Source organism: Exiguobacterium sp. Helios (assembly GCF_014524545.1).
GTDB lineage: Bacteria > Bacillota > Bacilli > Exiguobacteriales > Exiguobacteriaceae > Exiguobacterium_A.
Map to the genome: position 1 here is coordinate 79,158 of NZ_CP053558.1, position 13,271 is coordinate 92,428.

Genomic DNA, 13,271 nt, shown 5'->3' on the forward strand with positions numbered 1-13,271 from the left:
TTTCAATATGTACCATAAAAAAGTTCTTAGCTTTGGATACCGAAAAGAGGTGACCGATGCTGCCAAAAGACTGAACTATGAATTGGTTTCAATAATTGACGATTGGGATCGTCCGAATAAAATCCCGGAGTGCCAGGCGCACGAAACAAGAATCTATACTCAAAATAATGTGAAGCTGGAATTGATTTTAGGAGCATTATCAAGAGAAGGTCAGTTGAAGTTCGACGGTGTCTTCTCTACTTTTGAGTATTTCATTCTAAATGCTTCACTACTAGGAGAACATTTGTCAAAGCCCTTCATGCCACCACTAACCGCGATGGCGTTCAGGAATAAGTATCTCCAAAAAAAACTACTATCCAAAACTATAGATAGTAACAGCTTCCGGATTCTTAATCTAAGAGAGAGGGATGAGCGTCATAAAATTGATGATTTTCCACTGGTCTTAAAACCGATTGCTGGTGGTGGCTCGGAGGATACGTTCATCGTCCGTGATATTGAAGAGTACACCGATAAAATCAATTATTTTAATAAAAAGGGTGTCCTGAAGCTGTTCGAAGAACGCTTCATAAGTGGGGAAGAGTATCACGCTGATGGTTGGGTCTCTAATGGGGAAATCAAGTTCTTTGCTGTATCGAAATACGGAAAGCCCTGTATCAACATCCAGAACGGTTGGCTACTCAATGATACGATGCTACGTCCTGAAAGTCATGCCAGTCTATATGAAGAAGTCGGTATCTATTTAAAAGAGACCTTACAGACCTTGAACTTAGAGAACGGGGTATTCCATATGGAATTCTTCATTGATCCGCTCACCAACGCCATAGTGTTCGGGGAATGCGCTTCACGAATTCCAGGGAATTATATCGCTGAAACGTTCAAGCAGATGTTCGATATAGACTTGTACGAGGTTCTATTACAAATTTCAGTGGGGGAGACGGTAGAAGCTCCTGATCGAGGTGAGATCACTCATTATTATGGATACACTCATCTCCCCTCGCCTTCTAAGAAGTCAACGTCTTTACCTTCGGAAAAGGATGTACTAGAGCTTGATGGTGTTGTGACCATGATGCATGAGTGGACGACTGGAGAACCTATTCCTGACATTACGGAAGCCACATCGAATCGAGTGGGTAAAGTAGTCGTCAAATCGAGGACACGAGAAGGCCTACAGGATAAGATAAGAAAAATTCGTAAATTTTACATGGATCATTATGAAAAAATTGAAACGAATTGACTCAATCATCCCATTAGTACTGGAGTATCTACAAAACAAGTATGACTTAGAGGCTGTCATGGTGACAGGGTCGATAATCGAAGGTATAGGTAATAGTAATTCTGATTTTGACATTTTCGTAATTGCCGAACTGGATAACTCAAGAAAGATAGAGATTATCAGGGATATCAATTTTGAAATGATGACACTTGATTTTGTAATATACGACAGATTGTTCCTTCGTGATATGTTTCGTCGTTTGAAGGAGAAGCCTTCAGAACTTGAAAAATATGACTATGACTTCCTTCATCGCTTAAAGTATGCGGTGGAGATTTATAGTCCACTAAGGAATATTGATTACCACCAATCTGTATCGTTCAGCCGATTCGACTATTCATTAGCACTAAGATATTCAACCTCAGGTACAAAACAACTAAAGAATGCCAATGCTTCGCTAAAAGAAGAAGATTATGGATCAGCATTTTTCATTTTAAGGGATGTTCTTCAAAATTTGATGTTAGCATATATGTCCATTCATGGTGAAACGAATCCGAATAAGAAATGGTTCTATAAAAAGTTGGAAAAGGTCAGAAAAAAAACAAAAAATCATACTCTGATTGATGAATTCATAAGAATCATCTCCATGCCTTTTGAAGGGAAAGAGTCCTCGTTCACGGACGAGGCGCTAGAGTTCATACTCTTATTGCAACATGAAATCATGATCGAGATGAAAAAAATGGAGGGTTTTGAAAATGTGGAGTTCAATGGTTGATGGAAGAACGATTCAGCTCTATTACGAGTATGCCCATACTAGCGTACGGAATCGCTCCGATTTATTACAAGAAGAATTAATCCAAAGTCATGTTCGTCTACAAGCTGATTTGGATGATCTAAATCCTGGTGGAAGTCTTACGAAGTATAGCCTGCTTGAATATATTCATAGATTTATTTCTGAAGACCCGGAGGGCTATGGAAAATTGATTGAAGAGCTTAGCGCCACAAATAATCAAATCACTTATAAGGATAAAAAATGGTTCATTATCGATTCGAAAAATCATAGTCAAAATGAACTGGAGAAGTTCAAACTTCGATTACAGGAAGCATTCAAGTACTTGAATGAAGTGCGATATTTTCAGATACCAGAGATTAGTACATCATTGATTCAGCTTCATAATCAATCAGATCAAAATATCCCCCCTACTGAAGGGATGATATCTGGATTGATTCATTTAAATATTTCTGATCCTGTATTCGGTCATATTGATAAGATACTAAAATACGGTTCTCACCACTTCTTAACATTCTTCTTGAAAGGATTGGAGTTAGAGGTGGATGAGAGAGATAAGGAATATCTGGCACATCATTTCGGTCAATCACTGAAGTATTTTTTCTATGAGAGACTTTCGGAATCTGATTCAATGTTCGCACCAAACACGGTAAACGCTGAGCTGGTCTTTAAAAAAATTAATACCTTAAAATCCGTACTCGAAGGTGAAGAAATCAAATTTACTAAAATCGTAAACGGTGATATTGACAATGAGTGGTTGACTGAAATCTTAATGAAAAATTATCCGAGGGAGGGACGATTTGATGTATACTCAACAGGATAAAAAAGCAAAATTTATCAGTCTGGAAGGAACTGATGGGTCTGGTAAATCCAGCTTGAGAAGATACATCACCTCATCCTTTTGGGATGCTGATGTAAAAGCACTCTCTACAGGACCTCATTCCTTCCTACTACCGAAACATTCAGAAATTATCGTAGATGTGAGGGAGGGAAGGCTTCACTCGAAAGAACAAATCACAGAATCTTATGTCTTAGATAAGAAAGAACATCAAGATCGCACAATTGTACCTAGCATTGAAAAGAATCAGTGGATTATTGCCGATAGAAGCTTAGTCAGTGATATTGTATATCACGAAGTGGTGTTCGGAATTGACCCTTTCGTCACATATGACATGCAACGAAAACTTGGCGTCAAAATGTCGGATATTATCGTTTTCCTAGATACACCTCCTGATATAGCATTCCAAAGAATCAACGAAAGACAGACTGACGGATTCAAGTTCTGGGAAACGAAGGAAACATTGAAGAGGTTATACGATTCCTATAATCAAGTGCTGTTCTCGGGACGATTCCCGGATGTCCCGGAGGTAAAAGTGATTGATAACTCTGGGAGCGAAAAAGAGACGAAAAGACAAGTTGATCAATTCATTAAGGAATTAATTTGAACTATGAGGTGAAGAAAATGAGAAAATATAATGCTGAAGAGATTAGAGAAAAATATCTTAAATTTTTTGAATCAAAGAAACACAAAATCATTTCGAGTAAATCAATAATCCCGGAAAACGATCCGACGGTTTTGTTCATTACTGCAGGAATGCAACCACTCGTACCTTATTTATTAGGAGAAAATCATCCTCAAGGAACAAAACTAACCAATGTACAAAGATGTGTTAGAACTGGAGATATCGAAGAAGTGGGAGATGATACTCATTGCACATTCTTTGAAATGTTAGGAAACTGGTCATTAGGTGACTACTTTAAGAAAGATTCGATCAAATGGAGTTGGGAGTTTCTCACTTCTGAAGAATGGCTTGGAATCGATAAGAGCAGACTTTACTTCACGGTATTCGAAGGAGACGAGGATGCACCAAGAGACGAGGAATCCTATCAATATTGGTTAGACCAAGGCGTGAACAAAGATCATATTTTCTTCCTATCTAAAAAAGATAACTGGTGGGGACCTGCTGGTGAGAGTGGACCATGTGGTCCGGATACCGAAATCTTTATCGAGACCAATATCGCTAAATGTTCTGATGAATGTAATCCTTCTTGTGATTGTGGAAGATTTATCGAGATATGGAACAATGTGTTCATGGAGTACAACAAAGATGAGAACGGCACGTATACGTTATTGAAACAAAAGAACGTAGATACCGGAATGGGGTTAGAACGAATTCTCTTAGCACTGAACGGCGGGTCAGTCTATGAGACGGATCTCTTCGAACAGACGATTGAAAAAATCAAATCCTTGGGAGAAATCCAAATCGTTGAAAGTGAGACAGAAAAGTCAATCCGAATCATAGCAGATCATATCCGAACGTCTACATTCATGTTAGGTGATCATAAAGGAATCGTTCCTTCCAATGTAGACCAAGGATATGTATTACGCCGATTGATTCGTAGAGCAGCTCGATATGCTCAAATGTTAAATATCAATCATGATGGACTGATTGATATTGCTCAAACCATAATCGACAAATATCAAAAAGCCTATCCTGAATTATTGACCAATGAAGAAACCATAAAAAAAGAACTCAATAAGGAATTGATTCGATTCAGCAAGACCCTCACTCAAGGATTGAAAGAATTCGAAAAAGTGATTAATAGACTATCTTCTGATCATACGATCATCAGTGGAACGGATGCATTCCGTTTATACGACACTTTTGGATTCCCGATCGAATTTACGCAGGAGCTAGCTTCAGAAAGAAACCTTGAAATTGATATGGTCGAATATCAGGAACGTTTTAACTCGCATCGTCTACTTTCTCAAGAAGGTGGTGCTAAAAAATTCAAGGGTGGATTGGCAGACAACTCTACTGAAACGACGCGGCTACATACCGCGACTCATCTCTTACATGAAGCATTGAGAAGAGTCTTGGGTGTGACGGTGGAACAGCGTGGTAGTAACATCACCCCTGAAAGATTACGTTTTGACTTTACGTTCGATCGGAAAGTTACAAAGGATGAGATTAAGTTAGTAGAAGAGATAGTCAACAAACAAATTAGTAAAGGGCTCGAAATAAGCAATCAAGAAATGAACGTTAAAGAAGCAAAAGAAAGTGGCGCTATAGGACTTTTTGAGAACCGATATGATGAAAAAGTAAAGGTCTATACTATTGGCGATTTCTCAAAAGAAATTTGTGGAGGTCCTCACGTAGTGAAAACGAATGAACTTGGAGTCTTCAAAGTACTCAAAGAAGAAAGCTCTTCGAGTGGCGTACGTAGAATCAAGGCTAAATTAGTCTGATTCCTTATTCATGCTTAATTCTGTATGGGTTGGAGAAGTGATTTAAAGTCAGACATTTCAATTCAATCCATACAGAGTTCATTAAATAGAAATGTGAGTGAATCGATATGGAAGCGCACCGACGACTGATGAACTTTGATCAGGGAATTCATAGTATCCATGAAATAGATGTATTATCTGCAAGTAAATTGTTCAGACTAAAAATAAATGACGAACCTTATATCTATAAAGAATTTACAGAGAAGAGCGGAAACGAGTTAGAAGTTTACGAACTCATCAGACAAAATATCCGGGTGAATATTCCTCGAGTCATAAAGATTTATACTGAATCTCCTAAAGGAATGATAATGGAAGATTTAGGTGTCCCTCTAAAGAGGGTTGGCTTGAATAGTTCTGAAAAACAATCTCTTTTGTATCAAGCTGTACAATCATTAAGTATGATTCATTCATCAGGAAAAATGCATAGCGAAAGACTCTTGTCCATGGATTCGCGACGAGAGTATGTAGACATATCTAACTGGAGCGTATGGACCTTGCCTATGCTGCAAAATTTACTTAAAAAAAATCTAAGTTGGTTTGATGAAGAATCTATTTCGACATTAAGAAAGATTCATTCGGAATTTCAGAGAAGATTCCCAGAACCGTCCGATGAAAAAACCTTCAATCATGGCGATCCCCATCTGGACAACATTTTTTACAAGGACGATGAGATATACTTCATCGATTGGGAGTGGGCCTGCGTATCATCACCATTACGAGATTTTACCCTCTTCATCCAAGATGTTCAGAAAATTCACTTAATAAAAGAGTTGAAAAATTTTTATGCGAAATCCCTAAGGGAACAAGGTTATGAGATCAAGCGGCATAAGTTTGATAATGATTTCAATTATTATCTATGTGACAATACCATGAAAATGATTTCGTGGAACATAGAGAAGTTTTTGAAAGGATTTATAACCCAAGATGCATTGAAGGAGTTTTTGATGAGCAAGGAGCGCATATTGAATCATTTCCTGAAATGAATGGAGGAATGAGGATGAGATTCAGAGATTTCCATTTGAACATCAAGATTCGAATAATCGAATCATTACTTTCTAGTTCGGCGAGTAACATGATTTACCCGTTCATGACCATATATTTTGCGAATGCACTAGGTGTAGGCATTGCGGGTATCATTCTTTCCGTCAGTATCATTTTTGGGATGATCTCTAGTTTTATCGGAGGATATTACTCAGATCGATTCGGAAGAAAAAAAATCTGGGCGACAGCGGAATCCATAAAGTTTGTGAGCATAGTGACGATGACACTAGTGAACGGACCATTGAATCATTCTATTGAGGTTTCCGCATATATAACGATGTGCATGATGATTCTGAATAGTTTATGTGCTGGATTTTCAGGACCTGCAGCTACGGCTATGTTGATTGATGTGAGTTCTCCAGAAAATCGAAAGTATATGTACTCTATAATTTATTGGGCGAATAACATTTCAATTGCCGTAGGTGCAATCCTAGGCGGATTATTGTTCGAAAATTATTTTTTTGAGTTATTGTTAGCATTCTCCGTTCTAGTCGCAATTTCTACTCTCCTGATTATCTTCTTCATCAAAGAATCGTATGTCCCGAGCTCTAGTGAGGAACGAATAGAGAAGACGAGTTTAAAATCAATCTCTAAAAGCTATCTTAGAGTGTTTAAAGATAAGCTCTTTATCCATTCTACTCTGGCTCTTCTTCTATTGGTTTCTCTTGAGTTTCAACTGATGAACTACATAGCAGTCAAGCTCTATGACATAGACGGAAAGAGTCAAAATATACCATTCGTCGATATGAAGATTGAAGGAGCCAGTATGTTAGGGATACTTAGGGCTGAAAATACAATAATCGTCATCTTCTTCGTATTCATCGCGAACTATTTCATAAAAAAATATATGGATAAGCATGTACTGATTATGGGACTAATAATCTACTCTCTGGGATATTTAATTATCTCATACAGTGAAAATCTAATCATACTAGTGTGTGCCATGTTTTTCGCGTCAATCGGAGAGCTCTTATATACTCCTGTACATAACAACTATCTTGCATCGATGATTCCTGATAGTTCTAGGAGTACATACTTAGCAATCAATGATTTGGTCACACGAGGAGCGTTGCTTATATCATATCTGTGTGTATCGATTAGCAGCATTCTAGATAGCTGGATGATGACTAGTATGTTTTGTGTCTTCGCGGTGATAGGTCTAGGTGTGTTTATTAAGCTATTACCGTTGATGGAGGAGAAAAGACTAGATTCCTTGAAGAATAGTGCCTGATTAATAGTTAAATTATAAGGAGAATAACAATCAATGAATATTTTATATCCAAAACCAATACAAAAAGGTGATAAAATTGCAATTTCAGCCTTTTCTAGTGGTGTGCATGAGGGAATGCATCATCTTGTAATCAAGACTAAAACATATCTAGAAAAACTAGGTTACGTTGTTGAAATAGGTGAGACAGTATGGACACAATCAAAGGGGAGAAGCGCATCTGTCGAGAAGAGATTGAACGAATTCATGAATTTTTGGAAAGATGATTCGGTCGCAGCCATCATACCGCCTTGGGGAGGTAACTTTGCACTAGATCTGATTAAAGCCGTTGATTGGGTATCGCTAAGAGAAACGGAGCCGAAGTGGGTGTTAGGCTATTCAGATATTAGTACATTCAATTTCATGCTCTCCACCAAAGGACGTATAGCTAGTGCCCATGGTCCGAACATCATAGATCTTTCTTTCCAAGAATGGGATGATGTCACCAAGGGATGGTTAGGAGCACTCACTACTAAACATGGAGATGTTTTCGAACAGCATGCATCTGAGTATTATCAAATAAACTGGCCAGCTAGCGATACGGAGGAGGATGTCCAGTTCAATTTGAATCAACCGACCAAATGGAAATGTGCGCTTCCTAATCGTCAATCTGAATTCTCAGGAAGATTGTTAGGTGGGTGTTTGAACACCATCAGAAACCTAATCGGAACTTCTCAGGATCACATCAATTCTCTGATAGATGAGACCAAATTCTCGGAGGGAATCGTTTGGTATTTAGAATGTACGAACATGGACACTGCTAATGTCTATCAGTCACTATGGCAGATGAGGGAGGCAGGATGGTTTGACAATATAAAAGGTGTCATGTTCGGCCGAATCGATGATTGTAAACAATATCAAGATTTTACTATCCAGCAAGCGTTCAAGGACATCTTTTCGGAATTCGATATCCCGGTGTTATATGATCTCGACATCGGACATTTCCCCCCACAGATGACTTTGATTAATGGTGGATTCGCCGAAGTTGTCCATTCTGGAGATCATGGTTTAGTGAGGACTACTCTTTTATGATGATTAAAAAGGATGATAAGGTGCCACAGTCATGATTGATGATATTCTAGAGAACTTTAAGGTCGAGTCCAAGAAATACTCGAAAGAACATTATAAGTCGGTGAAAAGAACTGGCGATTTCAATGTATATTTTTGGTCCACACTACTTTTCATACCGTCATTCTTAATAGCTCAGTATGTCGTCTTTCATACGAATAATATTCTTTGTATCGTCTTCTGGCTCTCGATTAGCTTGCTATTGCTCATGCTCTCGATTCTTTTTGAGAAAAAATCTAATAAAAATTTTTTCGTTTATCATAAAAAAAAGGATATTTACCTCAAAGAAATCTTACAGAAATATTTAAGAGATGAGTATTCTCTATCTGAAGCAGAACAATTTAGACATCTCTCTAGCATAATCGTAAAAAAAATAGATTCAAAAAAGAGCTATTATAATTTCAATCCGACCTATGTATCAATCATGCTAACGACTTTATTGACAATAGCAAAAGCGTCAGAGGTCAAAGACATCTCACTCTTCATGTTGGTTATTCTCACTATATTGGCTTTTTCAATAATTCACTTCGTCCTAAGAATGTATACAAATTACCGAAATGATTCTTTAAATGCTTTCGAAGAAATAAATAGATTATTGAATGAAATTTTATTAGAAAAGCTTTCAAGAAATAGTGGAGCTAAAAAGAAGATTAGAAGCATCTGATGATGGATATGAATCAAAAAGAACTTTTGTTCGTAATTAGATTTTTTTAGAATCAGAATAAATCAAGATTGAACGCTTCATACTAGATATAGAAGGAATATGTCGAATTTAGATCATCATTGGTACATATACCAACGATTTGTTTGTTGTCACTAGACTTATTTCTTCTTTTCTTTGCAGTAATGATTAGGAAGGTAGTGGACATATCTATGAGCGAATATGATTTTTATAAATATGAAAACATGCTAAAAGATGAAACGATTTTTTTACGAGAACTCAAAAAAGCCTGTACCGAATCCGACATCACACATGCCACTGAAATCCTAAAATTATCTGGAATAGTCGTGGATGCATTGAATACCAAAAAATATGAAAATCTATTTACTGAATGTATTGATATTATTGAAAAATCGATAGTCACTCCTCAAGATGAAGAAATACTTAATAGATTAAAAGAAGATAAAAAAATATTTGAAAATATGTACAATCAGATAACTAAGTCTAGAGAAAAAGCTTTCAATGAATTGGTTTCTGGAAACAGTGTTTTCGAAGTGAATACTTACTTGATTTACTTAGAACTCGCTCTTCAAAAAATGGGAGAAACCATAAAAAATCTTTCAAAACGAGAGAATGGAAAAGAGATTTTATACCCACAAAAAGAAATAGATACCTATGAAGTTTTTACGGAAGTCAGTAACAAAGTATTCAAATATTTCAAGTATAAAAATTATCCTCAAGATAAGCACAATAGAATCTTCAAAATAGAAGATTTGAGGATGGCGGATGTACATGCTAAGTTAAATTTGCTATGGAATGACATAGACTTCTTGTATGAGAATTGGAAATTTGCAGATTTATCGATTGAATTCATTGATGAACAAAAAATTAAGGCTGAGTTTATTGATGATAATTTTGATCTGCACAATATGATTTCTGATCATAGAGCTCATCTTCTTGTCGCGCATAAGCAGATGGAAAACGTTCATGAAGACTCGTTTAGGAGAACATTCTCTGATGATGAAAATGAAAAGAAAACTCATGGGATACTCAGGAGAATGGTTAGTACGGATTTTATGGACAATTTTTTTATTGATTCTTCTAAAGCCTATAGTAAGGATATAGCTTTAATCAAGTGGCTAGAGGCGTATGAAATAATTCAAGATGAATGTGGGAAAAAACTAGATGCAGGCCCCCATAGACTCAGCATGAATAGCATCCTATTAATGAAAAAGAAAAAAGAGTGGCTGAGTTTCTTTTCTAAAAATGGATTTAATCGAAAAGAAGCTGAAATCATTATGAATCAGTTCACGTTCCATTCCAGGTCTACAGATTTTTTCGACTATCCATTCATTGAATTTGGAGAATATTTGTTACTCGTACCATCCATCACATACAATGCAGATGCAGGAAAATCAATCAGCTCAAACTTTTTGAATGAACGTATACAACTGGATTTCAGGGGTTATGCTTTTGAATCTAATGTAATCAGTTGGTTGTCAGAGGCTGGCATAACATGTTCGAGTATTACTGACCGTCACAATAAAGAAGAGTTTCAATGCGATGTAGCCTTCCGTCTAGATGATGATATCTATCTTGTCGAGTGTAAGGCGCATGTTCAGCCGATGAAAATCCGCCAGCATGCTAACCATCTTAAGAAAATCGAAGATAATGTAAAACAACTCGACAGAATTGCTAGACATTTTTCTGATCACGAGAACGTAATCAAGAAAGCTTTAAAACTCTCCGAAGACTTCTCGATTAAGAACATCCATAAAATCGTCCTCACTACGTCGATGATGGGAAGTAACCAAAAATATGGAGAAACATTCGTAGTGGATGCTTCATCGTTCAGCTCGATGATTCTAAGGAAAGAACCTTCAAAGAAAATGATTAATAAAAAAGAAGTGATGGAGTTTCTTCCCGAAAAGTTTGAATGCTATCAAGGAAAAATTACTTCTGAAAAAATGCTAATGTACCTAGAGAATCCGCCTCAAATTCAATTGGTAAGAAAGATGTTCAAAAAGGCAGAAACTAATTTTTACATCGGCCAGGTGAATAAATTTATGCTGCAAGAACCAGTTTTACGATTTGCCAAAGAAGAAATGACTCTCGACGAAAAATTAGAGATGTTAATGAAATGATTTCTCTACTTTAGATGAACTATTCACACCGAAGTAACGATACGAAATTATTGAATCGTGGTCGGAAAATTCGCTATTCGTCGGAACCGTGGGATAAGTGTAGAAGGGGGAAAAAGAATGTATGCAAGATATTCTAAAATGATACAAGAATTGCATGAAGATTTTTCAGAGATACTGAACCAAAAGCATTCTAAAGATGCGAATATCGAGAGTCTCGGACTTAGCGAGAAGGCAAGGAGAAGAATCGAGACAAACGAAATTAAAATCAAAGAACGGTTCATCGGAGGGGGAAAAAAGATATTCATTCCCGTACAGGTGATACACAGAAGTGAGAAATATGGTGATTTTTCTATAGAGTATAAGTCATATAATGGATTGGTGGCTTTTAATGCCGCTAAGAAACATGATAAAAGTGAATCCAGATGGAAAAAACAGTATTTAAGTCATGGTATTTTTGATTTTTATCTGGATGCTAAACAAAGGTATAAAGAACTCTATGATGGAGAAGTGACACATTACAATGTATTCCAAGATTTATATGAACATGTAACATATGATCAGTGTCTGGGTGTCTATAATGGTGAAGAAATCATCCATGAAAATATAGATAGTGATCAATCGGATGCTCTGATGGTCTTATCCTGGTTGTTCTTCGAGCAGGAACTGAATTACGGTAGTTTAGATTTCCAACAGTATAGTAATTTTAAGAAAGAGAATGACTTCAGGCCTAGAGATATGATTATGGGGTTTTTATCCATGATGTATGCAAACAAAGAATTGTTTGATTCATATCCTCATTGGACGGAGAGTAAAGGTACTAAAAAAACACCTCAGTTTGGTACGGGCGGATATTCAAGTTTGGATGTTTCTTATAAAAGATTTTTTGAAAGTTTAAAAGGAAACCTCGATTCTAACCCTTCACTTTTTTGTGATGGGGCTATCATTACGATGTTTGATTTACTTCATGCTTCAACAGGTAAAAATCCAGTATTAGCTTAAATCTATAAAAATCATTCATTTTTTATGAAAAATAATATCTATGAGATTTATAGACCCTAAATTTGTTAAGTTAAAAAGGTATACATTTCTATATTGAAATGTATACCTTTTTTGATTGAAATAAACCTTTAGTGAAAAGAAGACGGATACATATTCGAGTAGGTATTTTTTAGTGAATATCGGATGATTAAAAAAGGAGCCGAGTAGGCTCTCTTGCAGTATGTATGGTAACTAACACCTGGATGGGTTGTTCAATTCCCTATTTAGTCTACCTTCTTTTCAAGGGAGGGTATTAGTTAACTTCCTCGTCCACTGCGAACTTATCCGCAGGAGTACCGACCGGTGAGAAGGTAAGGACGACTGGTCGTTGACGAAGGCTTCCTGAGAATGTCCAGCTATCCGAAACGTCTATAAACTCAAGATTGAATAGATCGTAAATTTTTTCGAGATGTGACGTAACATCTTCGGTCATCTCATAGACAGACTCTCCATCAGCCATCATCATTCCCTGCTCAAGTTCTTCTCCGTTCCATGTTATTGAGTATTGCATAAGTTGTTTACTCATTAATAAAACCTCCATTCTTTCTTTTGGAAATGAACCTTTTCGAACATCATTTTACCATCTTGGTGTGGGCGAGACGCTACTTATTTTTCAGAGGTTCCTCCAATTGATTATTATTTAGATGTTACGAATGTACCCATGAACTAATACTGTTTACACCGCTCTTCGCACCTACAAGAAATGTTGTTACTTGAGGTCTATGGACTTATTGTCAAGCCCAAGAAACATATCAGGCTAGAT

The 13,271-nt window shown here is 36.7% G+C and carries 11 protein-coding genes; 10 read left to right on the plus strand and 1 reads right to left on the minus strand.

The window, feature by feature from the left end:
- The first annotated feature begins 7 nt into the window (after positions 1-7).
- The 10 genes from HNY42_RS16070 to HNY42_RS16115 all read left to right on the plus strand — a co-directional run bounded on the left by HNY42_RS16070 (position 8) and on the right by HNY42_RS16115 (position 12,469).
- Positions 8-1,234: an ATP-grasp domain-containing protein gene (locus tag HNY42_RS16070; RefSeq protein WP_188005490.1), complete on the plus strand. Its 1,227-nt coding sequence runs from the start codon at positions 8-10 to the stop codon at positions 1,232-1,234.
- Positions 1,212-1,985, plus strand: a complete 774-nt coding sequence (locus tag HNY42_RS16075; protein ID WP_188005491.1) for a hypothetical protein — start codon at positions 1,212-1,214, stop codon at positions 1,983-1,985. The genes HNY42_RS16070 and HNY42_RS16075 overlap by 23 nt, the downstream gene beginning before the upstream one ends.
- A complete protein-coding gene (locus tag HNY42_RS16080; RefSeq protein ID WP_188005492.1) occupies positions 1,966-2,823 on the plus strand; it encodes a hypothetical protein in 858 nt (285 codons plus the stop codon). The genes HNY42_RS16075 and HNY42_RS16080 overlap by 20 nt, the downstream gene beginning before the upstream one ends.
- Positions 2,804-3,445, plus strand: coding sequence for a dTMP kinase (locus HNY42_RS16085; RefSeq protein ID WP_188005493.1), 642 nt, complete (start codon positions 2,804-2,806; stop codon positions 3,443-3,445). The genes HNY42_RS16080 and HNY42_RS16085 overlap by 20 nt, the downstream gene beginning before the upstream one ends.
- 17 nt (positions 3,446-3,462) lie before the next feature.
- Positions 3,463-5,250 (plus strand): alanine--tRNA ligase, encoded by a 1,788-nt coding sequence (locus tag HNY42_RS16090; protein WP_188005494.1) that lies wholly within the window; start codon positions 3,463-3,465, stop codon positions 5,248-5,250.
- Between the two features lie 107 nt (positions 5,251-5,357).
- Positions 5,358-6,272 carry a phosphotransferase gene (locus tag HNY42_RS16095; RefSeq protein WP_188005495.1) on the plus strand — a complete coding sequence of 305 codons (915 nt, stop codon included), beginning with the start codon at positions 5,358-5,360 and terminating at the stop codon, positions 6,270-6,272.
- A gap of 14 nt (positions 6,273-6,286) precedes the next feature.
- Positions 6,287-7,561, plus strand: coding sequence for an MFS transporter (locus HNY42_RS16100; RefSeq protein ID WP_188005496.1), 1,275 nt, complete (start codon positions 6,287-6,289; stop codon positions 7,559-7,561).
- Between the two features lie 33 nt (positions 7,562-7,594).
- Positions 7,595-8,629, plus strand: a complete 1,035-nt coding sequence (locus tag HNY42_RS16105) for a S66 family peptidase (protein WP_188005497.1) — start codon at positions 7,595-7,597, stop codon at positions 8,627-8,629.
- A 909-nt stretch (positions 8,630-9,538) separates the two neighbouring features.
- On the plus strand, positions 9,539-11,470 hold the full coding sequence (locus tag HNY42_RS16110) for a hypothetical protein (protein WP_188005498.1): 1,932 nt from the start codon (positions 9,539-9,541) through the stop codon (positions 11,468-11,470).
- A 117-nt stretch (positions 11,471-11,587) separates the two neighbouring features.
- On the plus strand, positions 11,588-12,469 hold the full coding sequence (locus tag HNY42_RS16115) for a hypothetical protein (RefSeq protein ID WP_188005499.1): 882 nt from the start codon (positions 11,588-11,590) through the stop codon (positions 12,467-12,469).
- Positions 12,470-12,761: 292 nt separating this feature from the next.
- Here the strand turns inward: HNY42_RS16115 and HNY42_RS16120 are convergent, their stop codons facing one another.
- Positions 12,762-13,034, minus strand: a complete 273-nt coding sequence (locus HNY42_RS16120; protein ID WP_188005500.1) for a hypothetical protein — start codon at positions 13,032-13,034, stop codon at positions 12,762-12,764.
- Positions 13,035-13,271 lie beyond the last annotated feature (237 nt).

Excerpts from the sequence above, each read along its gene's own strand:
- HNY42_RS16070 (WP_188005490.1), top strand. The coding sequence starts at position 8 with ATGTACCATAAAAAAGTTCTTAGCTTTGGATACCGAAAAGAGGTGACC.
- HNY42_RS16075 (WP_188005491.1), top strand. The coding sequence starts at position 1,212 with ATGAAAAAATTGAAACGAATTGACTCAATCATCCCATTAGTACTGGAG.
- HNY42_RS16080 (WP_188005492.1), top strand. The coding sequence starts at position 1,966 with ATGTGGAGTTCAATGGTTGATGGAAGAACGATTCAGCTCTATTACGAG.
- HNY42_RS16085 (WP_188005493.1), top strand. The coding sequence starts at position 2,804 with ATGTATACTCAACAGGATAAAAAAGCAAAATTTATCAGTCTGGAAGGA.
- HNY42_RS16090 (WP_188005494.1), top strand. The coding sequence starts at position 3,463 with ATGAGAAAATATAATGCTGAAGAGATTAGAGAAAAATATCTTAAATTT.
- HNY42_RS16095 (WP_188005495.1), top strand. The coding sequence starts at position 5,358 with ATGGAAGCGCACCGACGACTGATGAACTTTGATCAGGGAATTCATAGT.
- HNY42_RS16100 (WP_188005496.1), top strand. The coding sequence starts at position 6,287 with ATGAGATTCAGAGATTTCCATTTGAACATCAAGATTCGAATAATCGAA.
- HNY42_RS16105 (WP_188005497.1), top strand. The coding sequence starts at position 7,595 with ATGAATATTTTATATCCAAAACCAATACAAAAAGGTGATAAAATTGCA.
- HNY42_RS16110 (WP_188005498.1), top strand. The coding sequence starts at position 9,539 with ATGAGCGAATATGATTTTTATAAATATGAAAACATGCTAAAAGATGAA.
- HNY42_RS16115 (WP_188005499.1), top strand. The coding sequence starts at position 11,588 with ATGTATGCAAGATATTCTAAAATGATACAAGAATTGCATGAAGATTTT.
- HNY42_RS16120 (WP_188005500.1), bottom strand. The coding sequence starts at position 13,034 with ATGAGTAAACAACTTATGCAATACTCAATAACATGGAACGGAGAAGAA.